Here is a 25190-nt window from a genome sequence, read left to right on the forward strand (position 1 = left end):
AATCATGGAGTCTGTCGAAAGCTGTGCCGGAAATCGGGATCTGATCCCGCTTTCGTCCGCGCAATACGGCATGTGGTTCGCGGATAGTGCGCACAGTGGTCCGGCGACCAATATCGCGCAGTACGTCGAGATCGAGGGTCCGATCGACGTCGCGGTGTTCAACCGGGCGGTGCACGAGGCGGCTGAGGAGACCGAGTCGATGATGGTGCGCATCGTCGAGGTCGACGGCCGCCCGTATCAACTGGTCGATCGCAGCATCACTTTCAACGAGTTGGTGCTCGACCTCAGCACGGACCGCGATCCGATGGCCGCCGCGCTCGAATGGATGCGCTGTGACTACACCCGGCCACTCGACATCACCCAGCATCAACTAGCGGTCACGCGACTGATCAGGATCGGCGAAAACCGGCACCTGTGGTACGCCCGTGCCCACCACCTCGTGATCGACGGTTACGGCGCGTTCAATGTGGTGAGCAGGGTCGCTGAGCACTACAACGCCCTCACAGAGAATCGCGGGCCCGCTCGGCTGGTGGCTGCGCGCCTGATCGATATCGCTGCGGACGAGCAGAAATACCGGGAGAGCTCGCGGTTCGAGACGGACAGGCAGTACTGGCTGGACAAAGTCGAAGGACTGCCAGGGCCCGTCGGTCTGTCCGGACGGGTGGCCCGGGCGGGCACCGTGGATGAGGTTGCGGCGCGCGAGGTGCCGGCTGGTCTGTGCTCGCTACTCGATCGACGCTCGGCAGAACTCGACGCCTCGGCCGCGCAGGTAGTAGTCGCGGCGTTCGCGGCGTTCTTCACGCGGATGACCGGTGCCGACGAGGTGACGTTGTCGGTCCCGATGAGCGCCCGCGTTACGGCAAAGCTGCGCAATGCCGCCGCGATGCTGGCCAATGTGGTGCCGATCCGCTTAGGGGTCACAGAAGACACAACCGTCGCACAGCTTGTGCGGACGTCGATCACCGAGCTGGTATCCGCGCTGCGGCACCAGCGCTACCGCTTCGAGGACTTGCGGCGTGAGTCCGACGCGATCGATGCCTCCGCTATCGCCTTCGGGCCAGTTCTCAACATCCTGTTTTTCGACTCTGAGATCCGTTTCGGCGACGCTGTCGGCAGCTACCACGCGCTCACGTCGGGTGCCCTGGAAGACCTGCAGGTCAACTTGTATCGAACAGGTCCGGACACCCCACTTCTGATCGAGCTGCACGGCAACGAAAGTCTCTACAGTAGGCGTGATATCGACGCGCACGCCGACGGTTTCATCGACTTCCTGCACCGCTTCGTCGCGGCCGATCCCGACGAACGGGTGGTGGATGTGGCGCTGATGGCGCCCGTTGACGAGCGGCGCATTATCGATGAATCCTCTGTCGAGGGTGTCGCATCGAGTGGGTCGCTCGTGGATTTGCTGGTGAGGCAGGTTGATTCGACACCTGTGGCGGGTGCCGTGACCTCCGATGGTGTGACGATGACATACCGGGAGCTAGATGAGTGCTCGAACCGCTTCGCACGTCGGTTGATTGAGCTGGGCGCGGCTCGGGGCTCTGTGGTCGCCATCGCGCTGCCGCGCGGTTCTGAGCTGATCGTCGCGATGCTCGCCGTGCTGAAATCTGGTGCGGCGTTCCTACCGCTCGATATCACGCACCCCGCCGATCGACTGGCTTACGTTGTCGGCCAAGCCGACCCGGCCGTTGTAATCGTAGATTCGCGTTCCTGCTCGATGGTGCCAGGGTGCGCAGACAAGATGTTGGTTCTCGAACCTGGTGACTATCTCGACGGACACGCTGACCCAATCGGCGATGACGAACGCCGCGCGTCACTTCGGGTGGACGACGCCGCGTATGTCATCTTTACCTCCGGTTCGACCGGTCGGCCAAAGGGAGTCGTGATCAGCCACCGCTCGGTGGTGGCGTATCTGGTCAACAGTTGTGGGCCGCTGAACGTTCAGGTGGGCGATGTGTGGACCTGGCTGCACTCGGTGGCCTTCGACTACACGATCTGGGAGGTTTTCGGTCCGCTTGTTACCGGTGGCCGCATCGTCGTAGTCGACGCGATGACCGCGCGTGCGCCCGACGAGCTGGTACAGGTGGCCGCACGGGAGGGCGTGACTGTGTTCAGTCAGACCCCCTCTGCCTTCTACCAGTTCGCGTCAGCTCAGCGGCGATATCTCGCGTGTGGTGCGCGTGACGGGGCGTTGTCGTTGCGGTTGGTCGTACTCGCCGGCGAGGGGCTCGATCCGGCGGCGCTGTCGCCGTGGTACTCGGTCAACCCCTCCGGTCCACTCCTGGTGAACGTCTACGGCATCACTGAAACCACGGTGTTCGTCACCAGCAGTGCTCTGCGCGCTGATATGGCGGTACCCGGTGCACCTAGCGTGATCGGAACGCCGTTTCCCGGTCTGAACACCTACGTTCTGGATCGGCGGCTGCGACCTGCACCGGTCGGCGCCTGGGGCGAACTCTATGTCGCGGGAACGCAATTGGCGCGGGGGTACCTGCGGCAACCTGCTCTGAGCTCGGCGCGTTTTGTCGCCGACCCGTGGAGTGAAACCGGCGCGCGGATGTATCGCAGCGGTGACGTGGTTCGCCGAAATCACGACGGCGAACTCGAATACCGCGGTCGTGCGGACCAACAGGTGCAGTTGCGTGGATTCCGAATCGAACTGGACGAGGTGCGCACCGCGCTGTTGACCCACCCCACGGTCGCCGCGGCGGCGGTGGTGGTGCACGGGGCCGATACCGCCGCGGCGCGATTGGTGGGCTACGTGGTCCCCGAGGGCGCGGCTTGCGATGTCGAAGCCGTTGTCGCACAGGCTAGCTCAGTCCTTCCTGCGTACATGGTCCCGAATGCCGTGGTGATCATGGATGAACTGCCGTTGACCGTGAACGGCAAGCTCGACCTGCGCGCGTTGCCTGCCCCGGTGTCGGTGGCGATCTCGGACCAGGTAGCGCCACGGACCGAGCTCGAGCGAACTGTCGCGGAAGTGTTCGCCGAAGTACTGGGTGTGGAGCGGGTCGGCGCGTTCGACAGCTTCTTCGAAGTCGGTGGCAACTCGCTCACCGCTGCCAGTGCGGTCGTTCGCGTCGCCGATGCCACCGAATGCGAACTGTCGGTGCGTGATCTGTTCGCCAACCCGTCCGTGGCCGGGTTCGCCGAGTGCGTCGGACGGGCGCGTCGCCGGGTGCGTCCAGTACTGGCACCGATCGCCCGCGACGGGCTGTTGCCGCTGGCGCCCGCGCAGCATCGCATGTGGTTGATCAACCGTGTCGACCCCACGTCCGCCGCCTACAACATCCCGCTGGTCCTGAGCCTGACCGGTCGACTGGACCCCGGCGCGTTGCGTGCGGCACTGGGTGATGTCCTCGAACGCCACGAGGCGCTGCGCACCCGCTACCCCGCCCGCGACGGCGAGGGCACGCAGGAAATCATGTCCGCGGAGACCGCGCTGAACGAGTTCGATTGCACCCCAGAACAAGTCGAGCAGGACAAGCTCGCGGACCGAATTCACGAACTGTCCGCCGAAGGCTTCGACGTCTGTGCTCGCCCGCCCCTACGCGCCGCGTTGCTCACCACGGCCCCCGACAATCACGTGCTGGTGTTGGTGCTGCACCACATCTGCTGTGACGGTACCTCTTTGGCGCCACTGGCCGTCGACTTCGCCACCGCCTACGCGGCACGATCACAGCAAACCGCACCCGATCAGCCACCGCTGCGGGTGCAGTACGCCGACTACGCCGACTGGCACCGTCAGCTGCTCGGCGACGAAACCGACGTGCACTCACTCGCGGCCGACCAATTGACCTACTGGACAGCACAATTGACCGACATCCCCGCCGTGCTGGAACTGCCCACCGATCGCCCGCGCCCCGCGCGCAGTTCCATGCAGGGAGCGGTCATGGCGACCCAGCTCCCCGCACAGACCTACGCCGACATCGAACGCCTGGCCCGCGCCGCGGACGTCACCCCGTTCATGGTCGTGCACGCTGCCCTCGCCGTCCTGCTGGCCCGCCTGTCGGGCACTACCGACATCGTCATCGGCGCGCCGCTGGCCGGCCGTGGCGAACAGGATTTGGCGCCCCTGGTGGGAATGTTCGTCAACACCGTGGCCCTGCGCACCCCGGTGCGCGGCGACGAGTCGTTCACCGCCTTCCTCGAACGCGTCAAGGACGTGGACCTGGACGCCTTCGCGCACGGTGACCTGCCGTTCGATCGCGTGGTCGAGGAGCTGGACCCGCAACGTTCCCCCGCCTACGCGCCCGTGTGCCAGGTGTATCTGGCCTTCGACAACACCGACCTGCCCCGCCTGACCCTGCCCGATCTCACGGTGGAAGTCCTCGATCCCGGGGCTGAACCCGCGAAGGTGGACCTGGTGGTCACCGTCGGCGCCAACGCGGCGGGCACCGGCGATGTCGCGCTACGCATCAACTACGCCACCGACCTGTTCGACCCCGACACTATCGAGCAGCTCGCCGCCCGTCTGCGCCGCATCCTGGACGCGATGGTGGCGAACCCGTCCACGCCGGTCGGCGACGTCGAGCTGCTGTCGGTTGCGGAACATACTGCACTGCAACCGGTTCGGGGGGCCGACGCGGTGCCCGGAATCGCCTTGGCGGATCTGCTGGCGCGCGGTGTCGAGATTTCCCCGGAGGGTCCGGCGGTCATCTCGGGCACCGAACACCTCGACTTCGCCGAGCTGGATGCGGCGTCGAACCGTTTCGCTCGACGTTTGCTCGACGAGGGCGCCCGGCCAGGCGAAGTGGTGGCCATGGTCCTGCCGCGCTCGGCCGATTTCGTGGTGGCCGTGTGGGCCGTCGCGAAGACCGGTGCGGCCCTTGTGCTCATCGATCCGCGCAATCCGCGGGACCGCGTCGGCGCCATGCTCGCAGACAGCGCGCCGCGCGTGGTGTTGACCAGCGCCGAGGTCGAGGGCGCCGCGCCCGAGGGTCCGTGGTCGCTGCTGGTGGTCGCCGACCCGGTCTCGCGCAGCATCACCGCCGACTATTCGCCCGCCCCGATCACCGACGCCGACCGGGTCAGGCCTGTGCACCCCGGTGACGTGGCGTACGTGATCTACACGTCGGGAACCACCGGTGTGCCCAAGGGTGTCGAGGTCACCAACCAGGGGCTGGCGAACTTCGCCGCCGAACAGCAGGACCGCTACGACGTCGACCCCACCGCGCGCGTGCTGCAGGCGGCCGGTCCGGGCTTCGACGCGGTGATGCTGGAAATCCTGCTCGCCCACCCCGGTGGCGCCGCGCTGGTCGTGTCCCCGCCCGATGTGTACGCGGGCACAGAACTGGCGGAACTCATTCGGCAACACCAGGTTTCGCATGCCTTCCTGACCCCGACCGTGCTCGGTTCGATGTCGCCGGAGGGCCTGCAGTGCCTGCGGGTCCTGGTCTCCGGTGGTGAAGCCCTCACCGCCGACCTGGGCGCGACCTGGGCGCCGGACCGTCGACTGTTCAACGGCTACGGACCCACCGAGACCACCATCATGGTCGCCATCAGCGACCCGATCCTCGCGCACGGCCCGATCACCATCGGCGGCCCCATCCGCGGCATCACCGCGCAGGTCCTGGACGCCAGAATGCGGCCCGTCCCGGTCGGCGCGACCGGCGAACTCTACATCGGCGGTGTGCAATTGGCGCGCGGCTACCTGCGCCGACCCACCGCTACCGCGACGAGTTTCGTCGCCGACCCCTGTGGTGCGGGCACTCGCATGTACCGCACCGGCGACCTGGTCCGATGGACTTCGGACAACACCTTGCAGTACCTGGGCCGCGCCGACCATCAGGTGAAGATCCGTGGCCAGCGCACCGAACTCGGCGAGATCGAAGCCGTGCTGGCGCAAGACCCGGCGGTGACCAACGCCGTGGTGGTGATCCACGACAGTGACCGTCTCGTGGGCTATCTGGTCGGCACGGGCGTCGACGGCGAGCGGGTGCGGGCGGCCGCGCGTGACCGGCTGCCCGCGCACATGGTGCCCGATGTCTGCATGGTGCTTGATCGATTCCCGCTCACCGCCAGCGGCAAGCTCGACCGTGCCGTCCTGCCCGAGCCGGTGTTCCCGCAGACCGCCCCTGACATCGCGCCGCGCACACCCACCGAACAACTCGTCGCCGGTGTGTATCGCGACGTGCTCGGTGCGTCCCATGTCAGCGCGCTGGACAACTTCTTCGATCTGGGCGGCAACTCACTGACCGCGACCAAGGTCGCCTCGCGACTGTCGGACGTGTTCGGTACCGATATCGCGGTGCGCGCCCTGTTCGAGACCCCGACCGTCGACGCGCTGGCCCGGACACTGGATGCCGTTGGACTGCAAGACATCCCGGGCGTTACCCACGTGCGCCTGATGCCCCAGCAGCGACCGGACCGGATTCCCTTGTCGCCCGCGCAGGCCCGCATGTGGTTCCTCAACCAGTTCGACACCGCGGCGGCGGTGTACAACGTGCCCGTGGTCGTGCGGATCTCCGGACCACTGGATGTCGAGGCGCTGCGAACCGCCCTCGCCGACGTCATCGACCGGCACGAAACCCTGCGCACCCGCTACCCCGACAGCGACGACGGGCCATGGCAGCAGATCCTGCCCGCTGACCACGACGCGGTTCCCCAACTCACCGTCGAGACAGTCGCCGAGACTGAGGTGAGGGACCGCATCGCGCGAGAAACCGCCATCGGCTTCGATGTGAGCGCTACTGTGCCGGTACGAATCCTGTTGCTGCGCACCACCTCCGAGGAGTGGACGGTGGTGCTGACCATCCACCACGTCGCCATCGACGGCTCCTCCCTCGCCCCGCTGGCCGCAGACCTGGCCGTGGCTTACCAGGCCCGCTCGACCGGCCAGGAACCCGACTGGGCGCCGCTGCCGGTCCAGTACGCGGACTACACGCTGTGGCAACGCAAGATCCTGGGCACCCAGGAAGACCCCAGCAGCCTCACCGCCAGCCAGATCCGGTACTGGCTCGCGGCGCTGGCCGACCTGCCCCAGATGCTGGACCTGCCCACCGACCGCCCGCGCCCCGCGGTGCAATCGTTCCGCGGCGCGAACCTGTCCACCACCATCCCCGCCGACCTGCACCGCGACCTGATCGCGCTGGCACGACGCCACGACACGACGCTGTTCATGGTCGCCCACGCCGCGTTCGCGGTCCTGCTGGCGCGCCTGTCGGGCACCGGCGACATCGCGGTCGGCACCCCGGTCGCCGGCCGTGGCGAGCCGGCGCTGGACCCGTTGATCGGCATGTTCGTCAACACGCTGGTGTTGCGCGTACAGGTCGACACCGGCGCCTCGTTCACCGAGATGCTCGACCGTGCCCGCGAGTGCGATCTGGGCGCCTTCGACAACGCGGCGATCCCGTTCGAACAGCTGGTGGAGGTCCTCAACCCGCCCCGCAGTACCGCGCATGAACCGCTGACCCAGGTCGGTTTCTCGTTCCAGAACATCGACATCCCGACCCTGCGCCTGGGCGGGCTCACGGTGGCGGCCGACCTGGTCGAACCCGGCGTCGCCAAGTACGACCTGCATCTCACCCTGGTCGACTCGCTCGATGCCGACGGTGCGCCGGGCGACATGCAGGTCGAATTCGGCTACGCCACTGATCTTTTCGACGAGACAACCATCGCGCCGATGTTCGAACGGTTCGTCGCGATCCTGCGCGGTGTCGTCGCCGACCCGAGCCTGCCCGTGGGCGACCTGCCGCTGGTGAGTCCGCGCGAACTCGACGAGCTGGCGCTGCGCGAAACCGGGCCCGAAGTCCCCGGCGACGGTGCGACGGTCGCGGACCTGTTCGCGGCGCAGGTCGCGGCGACACCGGAACTCACCGCGGTCATCGACGCCGACAGTGGTTCCACGCTCACTTATGGTGCGTTCGGTGCCGAGGTGAATTCCCTGGCGCGGGTGCTGATCGGTTACGGCATCGGTCCGGGAAGTGTTGTGGCAGTGTCGATGCGACGCTCGGTCGACCTGCTCACCACGCTGTACGCCATCCACGCGGCGGGTGCTGCCTACCTGCCGCTGGATCCCGACCATCCGGTCGACCGCCTTCGCACGGTCCTCGCTACGGCGCGACCGGACGCCGTGCTGATCCACGATGACCTCGAAATACCCACTGACGCACCAGTCTTGCGTCTATCCGACCTCCGCGCGCGTCGGGGCAAGCCCATGCTCGGCACCGATCGGGCGGGTGATATCGCGGCCTCGGGGACCGATGCCGCTGCTGTGAACGGCACGGCTGACACCGCGCCGGTTACCGACGCCGACCGCGTCAGGCCACTGCGGCCGGATGACCTGGCCTACGTCATCTTCACCTCCGGCTCGACTGGCGTGCCCAAGGGTGTCGCACTCACCCACGAAGCCGTTGTCAACCAATTGCGCTGGCTCGCTGGGCATTACGACATCGGCACCGATGACACCTTGCTACTGCGTACCCCCGTCACCTTCGACCTTTCGGTGTGGGAACTGTTCACCGCACCCACCTGCGGTGCCGCACTGGTCGTCGCGGGCCGAGACGACCACACCGACCCCGCCGCCGTGGCCAGGCTGATCGCTGACCACAGCGTGACAGTGGTCGACTTCGTGCCCTCGCTACTGGCGGCATTCCTCGACACCGCGACCCGCGACGATCTCGCAACCGTCCGGCAGGTGCTGTGCATCGGCGAGGCCCTGGACTCGGCCACCGTGAGCCGGTTCCGCGGCGTGAGCGACGCGCGCGTCGACAACCTCTACGGCCCCACCGAAGCCGCGGTCAGCGCCACCGCCTGGGAGATCGGCGAGCTCGACGGCCCCACCGTCCCGATCGGAACACCCGAGGCGAATGTCGTTGCTCACGTGCTGGATTCACGGCTGCGACCCGTCCCGGCAGGTGTCACGGGCGAGCTGTATCTGGGTGGCATCCACCTAGCCCGCGGCTACCACGCCCGCCCCGACCTGACCGCCGCCGCATTCGTCGCAGACCCCTTCGGCTCGGCACCGGGTGCGCGTCTGTACCGCACCGGCGACCTGGCTCGCTGGGACTCGGCGGGCCGGTTGCGCTATGTCGGCCGCAGCGATTCCCAGATCAAGATCCGGGGCCTGCGCGTCGAACTCGGCGATATCGAAGCCGCACTGCTCGCGCACGACCACATCGGCGCGACGGTGGTCAGAGTGCACGGCATCGCCGACGAGCAGGTGCTGGTGGCCTACGCCGTGAGCGCCGACACGATCGACCCTGACGAGGTCCGAGCATTCCTACTGGAACGCCTGCCCGCGTATATGGTTCCCGCCCAAGTGATTCGGATCGACTCGATCCCACTCACCGCCAACGGCAAGATCGACCACCGCGCCCTGCCCACCCCACTGGCACTTACCGCCACCCACTACCGCGCGCCCAGCGGGATCGCCGAGGAAACCATCGCCGGGGTGATCGCCGACCTGGTGCACACCCCGTGGGTCGGCGCCGACGACAACTTCTTCACCCTCGGCGGCAATTCGCTGCTGGCCACCCGGGCACTGAGCCGAATCGGCGAGGTACTGGGCGTCACCATCCCCGTGCGCGCGATCTTCGAAGCTCCGACGGTGTCCGAACTCGCCCGCTGGGTCGAACGTCTGCGCGCGGTCGGCAGCGTCGCGGGCCCGGTCGCGCGGCGGCGACCCGAGCGCATCCCGCTCTCGCCTGCGCAGAGTCGGATGTGGTTGCTGAACCAGCTCGATCCCGACGCGGCGAGTTATGTTGTGCCCCTGTCGATCAGCCTCGACGGCGAACTCGACATCGAGGCGCTGATCGCCGCCCTGCACGATGTCATCGAGCGGCACGAAATCCTGCGCACCACCTACCCGGCCCACGACGGCACCCCCAGTCAAGTGGTGCTGTCCGCCGAGGAGGTCATGGCGGGCTGCGATCTCACCGTGCACCCGGTGTACGAAGCGGACCTGGTTCCACGGCTGACCCGGTTCTTCGGCACCGGATTCGACGTTTCCACAGGTGCGCCGCTGCGGGTGGCGCTGTTCCGCCGCACCGAAACCTCGCACGCGCTGGCACTGTCGGTGCACCACATCAACTGTGACGGATACTCGGTGGCACCCTTGGCTGCCGACATCATCGAGGCCTACAGCGCCCGCAGGTTCGGTGCCGGACCCGAATGTTCGCCGCTACCAGTGCAATTCGCTGATTTCGCCCTGTGGCAGCGTGAGCAACTGGACGCGCCGGATTCGCCGGTGGGTCGCGACCTCCGGTACTGGCGCTCCCAGCTCGCCGGGATTCCGGATGTGTTGGCGCTGCCAACGGACCGGCCGCGCCCGATCGAACAGTCCCACCGCGGCGCAACCATCCACGCCACTGTGCCTGGCGTGGTGGCGGAATCAGTCGTGGCACTGGCGCAGCGCAGCGGGGCGACTCCGTTCATGGTGGTGCACACCGCGTTGGCGGTATTGCTCGCCCAACTGTCGGGGAGCGACGACATCGCCATCGGCGTCCCCTACGCCGGACGCGGCGATAGGTCGCTCGACCGGCTAGTCGGCATGTTCGTCAACACACTCGTCCTGCGCACGCGCGTGCGTCCCGAGCAGCGTTTCGCAGACCTGATCGAACTGACCCGACGCACCGACCTCGAAGCTTTCGACCACGCCACCGTTCCGTTCGAGCAGTTGGTCGAAGTACTGAATCCAACTCGCTCGACCGCGCATTCGCCACTGTTTCAGGTGATGCTGGCTTACCAGAACATGGCGCCCGCTCGCCTCGAACTACCCGACCTCGCCATCAGTACCATCGACGTCGGCGCGGATGCGGCCATCTGCGACCTGTTGTTGATGGTCACCGAGGATCGGGGACCGCAGAACGAAATCGCCGGCATGAACCTGCGACTGACCTATGCAATGGACCTGTTCGACGAGGACACTGCGCGCACTGTGGCCGACCGTTTGGTGCGAGTGCTCTCCCAGGTGACTGCTGACCCGAGCCTGCCTGCCGGTGATATCGAGCTACTGGGTCCAACCGCCCGCAGCCGAATTCTGGCGCACTCGAACGGCACTGATCATGATATCGAGCCCCAGCTGCTACTCGACGGTTTCCGGCGTGCGGTAGACGGACACTCCGATGCGGTTGCGGTGTCCTTCGAGGGCACAGAGTTGACTTATCTCGAATTCGACGATCGCGTCAACAGGTTGGCCCGGCTGTTGGTACAGCAGGGAGTCGGCTCGGGATCGCTGGTCGGCTTGGCTATGCGCCGCTCGCTGGATCTGGTGGTCGGTATGTATGCGATTGTCGCTGCTGGTGGCGCGTATGTACCGATCGATCCCGATCACCCGGCCGAGCGGATCGCCCATATTCTCGACACCGCGAAACCTGTCTGCGTATTGATGAGCACCGCGGACGTGGTTGAGGTCGGCGCCGGAACACCGGTGATTGTGGTTGATTCGGTTCCGCTCCGACACCTGTCGGGCAAGCCGTTGACCGCCGCTGAGCTGTTGCGTCCGGTATTGCCGCAGCATCCGGCCTATGTCATCTTCACTTCGGGATCCACCGGACGCCCCAAGGGCGTCGCTGTGTCGCACGAAGCGATCGTCAACCAGTTGACATGGATGCTGGCGCAATATCCCATGACCGCCGATGATGTCTACCTTCAGAAGACTGCCACGACATTCGACGTGTCGCTGTGGGGATACTTCCTGCCACTACGCAGCGGTGGCAAGCTCATTGTCGCCACTCACGCCGGGCATCGGGATCCGAGTTACATCGCCGGAATGATCAAGACGCACGGTGTTACGGTGACCGATTTCGTGCCGTCGATGTTGTCGGTGTTCGCTGAAGTCACCGAGCCCGCGACCATGCCTACCTTGCGCGATGTCTTCGTTATCGGTGAGGAACTTCGGCCCGAAACCGTCTCGGCGTTTCGCGAAATATCGGATGCGCGACTGTACAACTTGTACGGCCCGACGGAAGCGGCTGTGTCGATAACCCACGAACGTGCGGACAACAGTCGCACTGCGACTGTGCCGATCGGCGTTCCCGAGTGGAATTCCGCGGCGTACGTGTTGAATTCACGACTGCGTGTGGTGCCGAGCGGAGTCGTCGGTGAACTGTACCTGGCCGGTGACCAGCTGGCGTGCGGATATATCGCACGCTCCGACCTCACCGCGGAGAGATTCGTGGCCAATCCCTTCACACCGTCGGCACGGATGTACCGCACCGGAGACTTGGTCCGGTGGAATCGCACCGGAGCATTGGAATACGTCGGTCGCACCGACTTCCAGGTGAAGTTTCGCGGCCAACGGGTCGAACCCGGCGACATCGAAGCCGCGCTGTATTCGATCGACAAGGTCGCGCGTGCTGTCGCCATCGTCACCGAAGATCGGATCACCGCGTACGTCACCCCGGCTGCGCCCGCGGTGCTCGACGGACCGCAGATCCGCCACCGGCTCGCTCGCCTGTTGCCGTCCTACTTGATTCCCGGCGCGGTCGTGGTACTCGACGAGTTGCCGCTCAACGCGAACGGCAAGTTGGATCGTGCCGCACTGCCCATCCCGGTGTTCGATGATGCCGAGAATTTCGTCGCCCCGCGCGACGATCGGGAGGCAGTACTGGCAAAGATCGTGGCCGAGGTCGTTGGTGCGGACAGCGTCAGCGTCGCGGCCGATCTGTTCGACATCGGCGTGAATTCGCTGTCAGCGGCCCAGATCGCGGCCCGTGCCGAAGCGGCCCTGCGGGTACGAGTCAGCGTCCGGGACATCTTCGAGGTACTGACCATCGCCGCGTTGGCGGAGCGGGTCGCCACACGCGACCGGTACGCCGGAGTACCGCTGGTACACCACAACGATCCCACCGATATTCCGCTGGCCGCTGCACAGCGACGGATCTGGATTCTCAATCAGCTCGACCCGACATCGGGTGCGTACAACATCGGTTTCGCGGCCAGGCTGACCGGACATCTCGATGTGGAGGCTCTCCGCGCCGCGATGGCCGACGTGGTCGTGCGGCACGAAACCCTGCGCACGATCTACCCTGCGGTCGGGGGACAACCACATCAGCTTGTCCAGGACAGCACAGCGTGTGCTGCGGATGTCGAACTCGTCGAGGCTGGCGATCCAGCACGGCTCGCAGCACGGCTGCGCGAATTGGTCGAGTCCGGCTTCGACATCGCCACCGAGTCTCCGGTCCGCGCACGGCTGTACCGCATCGGTGCCGACGAGCATGTGCTCGTGCTTGTCGTGCACCACGTCGCGGCTGATGGCGCTTCGATGGCACCCCTGGCTCGAGATGTATTCGCCGCATATCGGGCTCGTCGAACCGCCACGGCACCTCTGTGGCCGCCACTGCCGGTGAGTTACACCGATTACGCGGTCTGGCAGCGCGCGGTGCTCGGGGCCGAGGACGACCCGACTTCATTGTCGAGCCGCCAAATTGCCTACTGGCAACGGATGCTCGCCGACGCACCGGAGCTGCTCGCGCTGCCGACCGACCGACCGCGACCCGCAGTGCTATCGACGGACGGCGGCAGCGTCAGCTTCACCGTCGACGCAGATTTGTACGACGCTGTCAGTGCGCTAGCGCGTCGCGAAGGCGTCACCGTGTTCATGGTTCTCCATGCCGCGCTGGCGATCTTGCTCTCGCGTACCGCCCATTCCGACGACATCATGATCGGTACACCTGTCAGTGGTCGTGGCCGCCCCGAACTCGACGACTTGATCGGGATGTTCGTCAATACGGCGGTCTTGCGCACACGCGTGGACCAGCAGCTCCAGTTCCGCGAGTTCCTCGGCGATGTGCGTGACACCGACCTGGAGGGATTGGCGCACGCCGACGTACCGTTCGAGCGACTCGTCGAGGTGCTCGACCGGGCAGGCTCGACGGCATACTCGCCGCTCTATCAGGTGATGCTCGGTTTCCGCAATGCGGACACCGCGCGCTTCGAACTCGACGATCTCCGGATCGAGATGCTCGATACCGGGGTGGCACAGGCCAAAACCGACTTGACGGTTTCGCTGACCGAACGCGCGGACGCGACAGGTATCGACGGCGAGATCATCTATGCCACCGACCTGTTCACCGGTGCCACAGCGACCCGATTCGCTGACCGACTGCTGCGAATCCTGACCACGGTCGCAGCACAGCCGGACGTAACAATCGCGGACATCGGCTTGCTCAGCGCCGCGGAGGCCGAGGAGCTCCTGCCTGCCGGGCGTGACGCGGCCGTGGTGCCGAAAACGCTGCCGGAGTTGCTGGCAGTCGCGGCAGCTGATCCGACGGCGACCGCGCTTATCGGTGACGATGAAATCCTGAGCTACGGTGAACTGGACCGCCGGTCCGATCACTTGGCCGTATTGCTGACCCGCGCCGGGGCAAAGCCCGGAGTCGTTGTCGCCCTGGGCATTCCCCGGTCGGTGGCCTTCCACGTTGCGTTGTGGGCAATTGCCAAGACAGGTGCGGCCTTCATGCCGATGGATCTGCGCTTTCCCGCCGATCGGCTCGCACATATGGCACAAGATTCCGGGGCGACGCTCGGTGTTGCGCTGAAATCGGTCAGTTCGGAGTTGCCCGGTTCGGTCGACTGGATTCACCTCGACGACCGAACGAAGGCTGAACTGTCGGCGGGGCCGATGGGTCGCGTCGGGACCCGGCCGCGACTGGACGACGCCGCATACCTGATCTACACGTCCGGCTCAACTGGTCAACCCAAAGGCGTGCTGGTCACGCATGCGGGGTTGGCAGCTTTCGCGGCTGAGAAGCATCAGCATTACCAGGTAGACCGATTTTCGCGGGTCCTGCAGGTGGCCGCGCCGGCGTTCGATGCGTTCGTCATGGAATCTCTGATGGCCTATGCCGCCGGCGCGACGCTTGTTGTCTCGCCCGCCGATACCTTCGCGGGTGAGCAGCTGGCCGAACTCATTCGCACCCACCAAGTTTCGCATGCCTTCTTGACGCCGAGCGCTTTGGCAACCCTTCGTCCGGGTGGCTTGGACTCGCTGAAGATGCTCACGGTCGGCGGCGAGGCGGTTTCCGCTGAACTCGTGGCAGCCTGGGCGCCGGGACGTCGATTCCACAATGTCTACGGCCCGACTGAGGCGACTGTCGCAGTGAGCGTCAGTCCTGAGTTGCGGCCAGGCGACCCGATCACCCTTGGTGCGCCGATCAGGGGGGTGCGGGCCGTCGTCCTCGACAATCGAATGCGCCCAGTTCCCATCGGCGTGGTAGGCGAGCTGTACGTGTCAGGCAGAGCGTTGGCACGCGGTTACATCAACCGCCACGGAGCCACCGCGAGCTCGTTCGTCGCCGACCCGTACGGCGCCCCCGGCACCCGGATGTACCGCACCGGCGACCTCGTGCGCTGGAGCGCCGAACACACCATCGAATACGTGGGCCGCGCCGACTTCCAGGTCAAGATCCGTGGTCAGCGCGTGGAACTCGGCGAGATCGACGCGGCGCTGGTCGCCTGCCCGAACGTCGCCTCGGCAGTCACGGTGAGCAAGCGCGGCCAGGCGGGCCAGCCGATGCTGGCCGCCTACCTGGTCGCCGACGACGGTGCCACGATCGACACCGCCGCGATCCGCGACCGGATCTCGGGTGCACTACCCGAGCACATGGTGCCCGCGGTGATCATGGTCCTCGACGAAATGCCTGTGTCGGCAACGGGCAAGGTGAACCGGCGCGCGTTGCCCGAACCTGTTGCCCAGGCACAGGATTCGGCGGTCGCCGTGACCGAACTGGAAAAGACCATCGCGACAGTTTTCGCCGAGGTGCTGGGGGTAGCCTCGGTAGGAACTGACGAGTCGTTCTTCGCACTCGGCGGCGACTCGATCATGTCCATCCAGTTGGCATCCCGTTTGAAGGCCGCCGGAGTCGTCGTCACGGCACGAGACATCTTCGAGCACAGGACAGTTCGTGGCTTGGCCGCGGTTGCCGAGGATGCGGGTCGAGTCACCCTCGAGGAACTGCCCGGCGGTGGCGTCGGCGAGATCGCGCGCACCCCGATCGTGTCCTGGTATCTGGACCGCCCCGCTGCCGACCGGTTCGCGCAGTCACTGCTGGTCGAGCTCCCCGGCGATGCCCGCCCGACAGATGTGGTCGCCACCGTTCAGGCCGTGCTGGACCGGCACGACATGCTGCGTGCGCGTCTGAGTTCCGGGCAACAGGATGCGTTGTCGGACGCAGCGGCCCAGCCGTACCTCGAGGTGTTGTCACCAGGCACCGTCGATGGTGAACAGCTGGTCTCGGTGCGCACGTTCGGAGCCGACAGTGGCCCCGGCAGTGATGGTTTCACAGCGCTACTCGAGAATGCGCTCGATGAAGCGTCGGCACGGCTGAGCCCAGCCGATGGCGTGATGGTGCAGGTCGTGTGCCTGCTGCCCGAGCCCGGCGTGGCCGCGCCGGGCCGCGCGTTGATCGCGATCCACCACCTGGTCGTCGACGGCGTCTCCTGGCGAATCCTCATCCCCGACTTCGTCGCCGCATGGCAGCAGATCGAGCAGGGCCGCACGGCTGAGCTGCCAGAGGTGGGCACCTCGATGCGTCGCTGGGCGCACGCCGTCTCGGCGGCAGCGGAAAGCCGTGCCGACGAACTGCCACTGTGGCAGGGGATGGGTGCACGTCCTGAACCGCTGCTGGGTCGCGACGTCCTCGACCCGACCGTCGACGTGCAAGCCACGGTCGGGCGGTTGACGCTGACACTGCCCGTCGAACTCACCACAGCCCTGATGGGTGCCGTGCCCGGCGCGGCACATGCCACTACCGACGATGCCCTGCTCGCGGGACTCGTTCTGGCACTGGGCCGTTGGCGTGCCAACCGTGGCGTCGAGCACAGCGGTGCCCGCATTCTGCTCGAAAGTCACGGCCGCGAAGAACAACTCGCCCCCGGCGCCGACCTGTCCCGCACGGTCGGCTGGTTCACCAGCGCCTACCCCGTCGACCTCGACATCGGCAGCACCGATCCCCGTGCCGCGGTGAAGTCGGTCAAGGAACAGTTGCGCGCGGTGCCCGACAAGGGCGTCGGCTACGGCATGTTGCGCTACCTGAACCCGGAAACCGCGCACCAACTGTCGAAGCTGTCCGCACCGCAGATCAGTTTCAACAACCTCGGCCGTGCGGGCGTGGACATCGCCGCACTGTCGGGCGTCGCCTGGATCCCCGCCACCGACGATTTCGACCGTCAAGCCGCCTTCGACCCGGACATGCCCGCCGCCGCCACCCTGACCGTCGACACCAGCATCATCGACACCCCCGCAGGCCCCACGCTGTCTGCCCAGATCGGTTACGCCACACGGCTACTGGATGGCGAGGACGTCAGCGAACTCCTCGATGAGTGGACAGCGGTTTTGACCGAACTGGCGGAAACCGCAGTACAGGAAGCAGATTGGGGCCTGTCCCCGTCGGACACCCCGCTCGTGGCCCTCACCCAGCAAGACCTGGACACCTTCACCGAGCGCTACGGCCCCCTCGAAGCCGTCTGGCCGATAGCGCCGCTGCAAGCCGGCCTGCTGTTCCACGCCGAACTCGCCGCGGGCGAACTGGACGTGTACACCGCGCAATCGGAGATGACCCTGACCGGCCCGCTCGACGAGGCCAGGCTCCGCAAGGCCGCCGCGGACCTGCTGCAACGACACCCGAACCTGCGATCGGCCTTCACCCGCACCACCGATGGTGTTGTCGCACAGGTCGTCCCGGCACACGCCACCCTGCACTGGCGCACTATCGAAACAGCCGAAGCGGACCTGCCGGAAATCCTCGCAGGCGAACGCGCACTGGCCTTCGACCCCGCCGACCCGCCGCTGGTGCGTTTCGTCCTGGCCACCGTGACCCCCACCGAGTTCCGGCTGATCATGACCGCCCACCACATCCTGCTCGACGGCTGGTCACTGCCACTGCTGCTGCGCGACCTGGTCGGCCTGTACGCCGCAGGCGACGACGCGGCCCTCCTGCCGCCTGCACCGTCCTACGGCACCTACCTGACCTGGCTGTCACAACGCGACACCACCGCAGGCATCCAGACCTGGCGTGACGCCATGGCCGGATTCACCGAACCCACCCTGATCGCCGAAACGGGTTCCGATGCCACCGTCGAGGTACCGGTCGACCTGACCATCGACCTCGACGACGCGACAACCACCGCCCTGACCGAACTCGCCCGCACCGTCGGCGTCACGATGTCGACCATCGTTCAGTTCGCCTGGGCCACAGTGCTTTCCAAGCAACTGGGTCGCGAACGCATCGTGTTCGGTGAAACCGTGTCCGGCAGGCCCGCACAGGTGCCCGGCGTCGAGCAGATGATCGGACTGTTCATCAACACCCTGCCCGTCCCCGTCCACGTGCGCGGCGACCGCACCTTCGTGCAGGCCCTGGAACAGTTGCAGGCGAACAAGACCGCACTGTTGGACCACCACCACATCGAACTGTCGGCGATCATGGCGGCACTGGGCAGCGGGCCACTGTTCGACACCCTGGTCGCCTACGAGTCCTACCCGGTCGACAGCAGCGGACTCGGCGACGCCGACATCGACGGCGTGCGAGTCACCGATGTGGTCGGCACCGACGCCGCCCACTACCCGATCACCGTGCAGGCCCACCACACCGACACCCTGCATATCCGCGTGCGCTACCAGCCGGCCCGCGTCGACAACGTAACTGCCACGGGTCTGGCCGAACGTATCGAACGGGTCCTGCGTGGCATCGCCACCGATCCCACCGGCCGAATCGTCGATATCGACCTGCTATCTGCCGTAGAGCACGCGGCACTGGTCCCAGCCAGGGGCGCGGCGCAGGCGTCACCTGAGTCGTTGACGAACTTGCTGCGACGCGGCGTGGTCGAACGGCCCGACGGCGTGGCAGTGATGTTCGGATCGGACAGCGCAACCTTCACCGAATTGGACACTCGCGCACACCGTTTGGCCCACTGGCTGATCGAACAGGGCGTCGAAACCGGCGACACCGTCGGCGTGGTCATGCCGCGCTCGATCCCGTTGATCACCACCATCTGGGCCCTGGCCGAAGTCGGCGCCGCCTGCGCCCTGCTGGACCCGCGCAATCCGGACGAACGGCTCGCGGTCATGCTCGCCGACTGCGATGCCCGTGTCGTGTTGACCCTGACCGATGTTGGTGCCCCGCAAGGTGATTGGACGCGGCTGGTCATCGATGACCCGTCGTCGGCCGAACAGATCGCACAGCAACCGACCACCCCGGTGCTGAAGACAGTCCGCGAGACCGACCTGGCCTACGTCATCTACACCTCGGGAACCACCGGCACCCCGAAGGGCGTCGCGGTCACCCACGCAGGCCTGGCGAACTTCGCTGCCGAACAACGGGATCGGTATCAAGTCACCCCCGAGGCGAAGGTGCTGCAGTGTGCCGCACCAGGATTCGACGCGGTCATGCTCGAGATCCTGATGGCCCACCCGCACGGCGCGACCCTGGTCATCTCGCCGCCCGACACCTACGCGGGCACCGAACTCGCGCAGCTCATCGCTGACAACGCCGTCACCCATGCCTTCCTGACCCCGACCGTCCTCGCCACCATGTCACCCGAAGGGCTCGACAGCCTCGAGGTCTTGGTCGCCGGTGGCGAAGCGGTCCCGGCCGAACTGACCGCACTCTGGGCGCCCGGCCGCCACCTGTTCAACGGCTACGGACCCACCGAGACCACGATCATGGTCGCCATCAGCGACCCCCTGACAGCCCGCGAACCCATCACCCTCGGCGGCCCCATCCGTGGCACCTCCGCGGTGGTCCTGGACGCACACCTGCGGCCAGTGCCGATCGGTGTGACCGGCGAACTGTATGTCAGCGGCATCCAACTGGCCCGCGGCTACCTCGGCCGCCCCGCCGCCACCGCCACGACCTTCCTCGCCAACCCCTACGATCCCGGCACGCGCATGTACCGCACCGGCGACCGGGTCCGCTGGACCCCCGACCACACCCTGGAATACCTCGGCCGCGCCGACCACCAGGTCAAGATCCGCGGCCAACGCATCGAACTCGGCGAGATCGAAGCCGTCCTGGCCGAAGACCCCACCGTCACACACGCGGTAACGCTGCTGCGCACCGACGACAACGGCACGGACCGACTCGTGGGCTACCTCACCGGCGACGACGTAGACCCCGAACAGGTGCGCGCAACGGCACGACGTCGACTGCCCGCCCACATGGTTCCCGACATCTGCATTGTGCTGCAACAACTTCCACTGACCACCACCGGAAAACTCGACCGCGCCGCACTGCCGATGCCGACCTTCGCCGCCGTCGAATACGTGGCCCCGACCACCCCGACCGAACAACTCATCGCCGACACCTGCGCCGAAGTCCTGGAATTGCCCCGAGTCGGCATGCACGACAACTTCTTCGACCTCGGCGGCAATTCCCTGACCGCCACCCGCCTGACCGCACGACTGGGCACCGCACTGGGTATCCGGGTGGCCGTGCGCGACCTGTTCGAGTACCCGACCCTGACCGACCTTGCGACCCGTCTGACCGGCCGCGATCACGTCGACCGCCCGGCACTGACCCGACGCACCGGCAGCGGCCCGGTGCCACTGTCGCCCGCGCAGCAACGCATGTGGTTCCTCAACCAACTCGACGCCTCCGTCGGCGCCTACAACGTGCCCCTGGCGATCCGGTTGACCGGCGAACTCGATATCGCCGCACTGAGCAAAGCCTGCGTGCTGGTGATCGACCGCCATGAGTCACTGCGCACGAAATTCCCTGTGATCGACGGTATTCCGCATCAGGTGGTCGTCGACGCCGAACAGGTCATGCCCGACCTGACCCCCGTGTCGATCGAGGAATCGGTGCTGCCGAAGGCGGCCGCGACCCTGCTGTCGGCGAGCTTCCAGGTCACCGAGGCGCCGCCCGTGCGCGCGGAACTGTTCGAACTGGGCCCCGACGATCACGTACTGGTGATCGCCGTGCACCACATCTGCGCGGACGGCCTGTCGATGATCCCCCTGGCCCGCGACGTCGCCGCCGCCTACCACGCGGTCCGCACCGACACCGACCCCGCCTGGCCGCCACTGACAGTCCAATACCCGGATTACGCACTGTGGCAACATGATCTGCTCGGCGAGGAGCACGATCCCGCATCGATGCTGTCACGCCAACTCGCCTTCTGGCGCGAAACCCTGGCCGGCCTACCGGAACTCCTGGAACTGCCGACCGACATGCCGCGCCCCCCGGTCGCGTCGATGCGGGGGCGGGTCACCGAATTCACCATCGAACCCGCACTACAGGAACGAATCGGCGCGGTCGCACGCGCGGCGGGCGCGACCCCGTTCATGGTGGCGCACGCCGCCTTGAGCATCCTGCTCGCCCGCCTGGCCAACACCCACGACGTAGCGGTCGGCACCCCGGTTTCCGGGCGTGGTGAACGCGAACTCGACGACCTGATCGGCATGTTCGTCAACACCGTCGTCCTGCGCACGGCCGTCCCCGCCGATCAACCGTTCCACGCACTACTGAAGGACATCAAGGCCGCGGATCTGGCCGCCCTCGCGCACGCCGAGATCTCCTTCGAACAGGTCGTGGAGGCACTGAACCCACCGCGCTCCACCGCCCACCTGCCGCTGTACCAGGTCACCATCGACTACCAGAACCTAGATCGCGCCGCACTGGACCTGCCGGGCGTCACGGTGCAACCGGTCGAGGACTACATCGACCAGGCACAGTCCGACCTCAATGTGAAGCTGGTCGAACGCTTCGACGCCGACGGCAACCCGCTGGGCATGATCGGCCGATTGACCTACGCCACCGACCTTTTCGTCGAAGAGTCGATGCAGCGATTCGCCCGCTGGTACCTCCGCATCCTGGAAACCGTCACCGCCGACCCGCAAATCCTCGTCGGCGAAATCGACTTCCTGAGCCCGCACCAACGCCACGAGGTACTCGAGGCGGCAGGGCAGCCGGGTGCCCAGGTTCCAGAGGAAACGCTCGCCGACCTGTTCGCGCGACGGGTGACCGCCGCCCCGAACGTTGTCGCGGTGACCGACGGAACGACGGTCCTGACGTACGGAGAACTGGACGAGCGAGCAAAGACCGTTGCCGCCCAACTCATCTCGTGTGGCGCGGGACCGGAGACTCTGGTGGCGGTAGCCTTGCCGCGCTCGGCAGACCTGGTCGTCGGACTGCTAGCGGTGGTCATGTCAGGTGCCGGGTACCTGCCGCTGGACGTGGCATACCCGGCAGAGCGACTCCGCTTCGTGCTCGACGACGCCCAACCCGTAGCCATGCTGACCACATCCACGATGGCAGCGGAAGTGCCCGAATTCCACGGCCCGATAATCCATTTGGATGACAACGTGACCGTCGAGAGCGGTCAGACCACGACAGCTCGCCCCGACAATATCGCCTACATGATCTACACCTCCGGCTCCACCGGACGGCCGAAGGGCGTGACCGTCACCCACCGCGACGTCGTCACCCTGCTCACGAACACCGCCCAGAAATTCGACGTCGGACCCGACGACGTGTGGACGCTGTTCCACTCCTACGCCTTCGATTTCGCGGTCTGGGAAATGTGGGGCGCACTACTGTCCGGCGGACGCCTGGTGGTCGTCGACTACGACACGACCCGCACCCCCGACGCCTTCGTCGACCTCGTAGCCCGCGAAAAGGTCACCGTCCTGAGCCAAACACCCTCTGCCTTCTATGGATTCATCGATGCGCAACGCCGACACAGCGGCGACGAACTGGCCCTGCGCTACATCGTGTTCGGCGGCGAAGCCCTCGACACCACCCGACTCACCGGCTGGTTCCAGACCCACCCGGCCGGAACACCGCACCTGGTGAACATGTACGGCATCACCGAAACCACCGTGCACGTGACCTACGCCGACATCGACCAGGCAGCTAATAGCGGAATCGGCTGTGCCCTACCGGGTATGGCGGTCTACGTGCTCGACCAACGCCTGCGGCCGGTCCCGGTCGGCGTCACCGGCGACCTCTACGTCGGCGGCGGACAACTCTCGCGCGGCTACCACGGCGCAGGCGCGCTCACCGCCGGTCGGTTCATCGCCGATCCGTTCGGTGCGCCGGGCACTCGGCTGTACCGCACCGGCGACATCGGCCGGTGGCACCGCAACGGAGACACACTGGAACTGGACTACCTCGGCCGCGCCGACGCCCAGATCCAATTGCGTGGATTCCGTATCGAATTGGGCGAAGTGGAATCGGCGCTGCTGCGCCACCCCGACGTCGCCCAGGCCGCTGCGACAGTGCACCGGCACGCGAAAGACGTCGACCAGCTGATCGGCTACGTCGTGCCCGTCGAAGGCAAGACCATCGACCCGGTCCAGATCCGCGCAGCCGTCACCGAGCTGCTCACCGGCTACATGGTGCCCTCGGCCATCGTCGTGCTGGACCAGCTCCCGGTCACCGTCAACGGCAAACTCGACCGAAAGGCATTGCCCGCACCCGACTTCGAGGTCGCCAGAGACGAATTCGACACGCCGCGAACACCTTCCGAGATCGCCATCGCCGAGGTCTTCGCGAACACGCTGAACGTGGACAGGGTCGGTGCCGGCGACGGATTCTTCGACCTGGGTGGCAACTCGCTGCTGGCCACCATGGCGGTAGCCGAACTCCAAGGCCGCGGCGTACAACTGGAACTGCCCTGGATGTTCGACGACGCGACCCCCCGCGCACTGGCCCGCCGAGTCGACGAGGCCGAAGGCGGCTCGGGTATGCAGGTACTGCTGCCCCTTCGCCCCACCGGCGACGCCCCCGCCTTGTTCGCCATCCACCCCGCGGGCGGGCTGGCCTGGTTCTACGGCGGACTGGTCGGGCACCTGCGCGACGACCGGCCGGTGTTCGGCCTGCAGGACCCCCACGTCGTCGCCGGCGAGGCCAGTGCCACGTCGATCGATGAGTTGGCGCACCGCTACGTCGACGAGATCCGACAGACCCAGGCAACGGGCCCGTATCACCTGCTCGGCTGGTCGCTGGGCGGCGAAATCGCCCATGCGGTGGCGACACAGCTGCAGGACCGCGGCGAACAGGTCGCCATGCTGGCCATGATGGATAGTGCCGCCGGTGCGCCCCCGACCGCGGCCGCCCCCGAATCCGCACCGGGGGAGTTGATGGCCGACCTGCTGGGTGGGTGGCGTGAGCTGTTCGATCTCGGCGATACCGTCACCGCCAGCACCCCCGAACAGGCCTGGCAGGTCGTGCGCGATCAGATCACCGGCACCGGCCTGTTCAGCGGCGAACAGATCGACCGGGTGATGGAAAGTTTCGCCCCCGCAGGTGAACTCGCGCAGAGCTACCGGCCGCGCACCTTCGACGGCGACCTGATCTTCTTCACCGCAGGTAAGGACCGCGACGATACCGACGCCATCGCCGCCACGTGGCAACCGCACATCACCGGCCGCATCCACAACACTGTCCTGGATTCCCGCCATCTCGAACTGACCCACCCGTCCGCGCTGGCCGTGATCGGCCCGATCCTCGAAGGATTCATGACCACATGACCACCACACAGCAGCAACTGCGCCTCGACGACGGCCGCACCGTGACCTGCACCAGCCCCGCCGAAGCGCGCATGCTCTGGAACGAGATGATCGTCGACGGGTACTACCGCCGGGCCGCGGCCACCCTGCGACCCGGCGACCTCGCCATCGACATCGGCGCCAATATCGGACTCAGCGCCATGATGTTCGCCGAAGTCGACCCCGCCGTGCGGGTGATCGCGGCCGAACCCGCCCCCGCCACCTACGACTGCCTGCACCGCAACATGGCCGCCTACGTGCCCGGCGGAATCGCCCTGGAAGTCGCGGTCGGCGCCGCACCCGGCGTGCTGCCGTTCACCTGGTACCCGCGCGCCACCGCGAACTCGAGCCTGTACGCCGACCGCGAAGCCGACGACGACGCCACCAAAACCTTCCTGCGCAACAGCGGCCTACCCGACGAGGCGATCACCCTGATCACCACCGGCCTGCACGACGGCGAACAGATCGACGTCGAGGTCACCACGGTGTCGGCGATCTTGTCCCAGTACGACCCGACCGCCGAGATCGGCGTGCTGAAGATCGACGTCGAACGCGCCGAATTCGATGTGCTGCTGGGCATTACCGAATCCGACTGGTCGCGCATCCGCTGCGTGGTCGCCGAGGTCCACGACCGCGACGACCGGCTCGCACAGTTCTGCGAAGTCCTCACCCTGCACGGTCTCACCGCCCAAACCCGCCAGGACAAGTCCCTGGCGGGCACCGAACTGCACGAGGTGTACGCAGCGCGGGCGTGAGCCGA

2 protein-coding genes are annotated in these 25190 nt (G+C 66.6%); both read left to right on the forward strand.

Annotation, left to right across the window (positions count from 1 at the left end):
• Positions 1-4: 4 nt before the first annotated feature.
• Positions 5-24412: a non-ribosomal peptide synthase/polyketide synthase gene (locus ACFWVD_RS10600; protein ID WP_379241778.1), complete on the forward strand. Its 24408-nt coding sequence runs from the start codon at positions 5-7 to the stop codon at positions 24410-24412.
• Entirely contained in the window at positions 24409-25185 is a 777-nt protein-coding gene (locus ACFWVD_RS10605; RefSeq protein WP_379241779.1) for an FkbM family methyltransferase, read from the forward strand. The genes ACFWVD_RS10600 and ACFWVD_RS10605 overlap by 4 nt, the downstream gene beginning before the upstream one ends.
• Positions 25186-25190 lie beyond the last annotated feature (5 nt).

Source organism: Nocardia sp. NPDC058666, from assembly GCF_042714895.1.
Classification (GTDB): domain Bacteria; phylum Actinomycetota; class Actinomycetes; order Mycobacteriales; family Mycobacteriaceae; genus Nocardia.

Excerpts from the sequence above, each read along its gene's own strand:
- ACFWVD_RS10600 (WP_379241778.1), top strand. The coding sequence starts at position 5 with ATGGAGTCTGTCGAAAGCTGTGCCGGAAATCGGGATCTGATCCCGCTT.
- ACFWVD_RS10605 (WP_379241779.1), top strand. The coding sequence starts at position 24,409 with ATGACCACCACACAGCAGCAACTGCGCCTCGACGACGGCCGCACCGTG.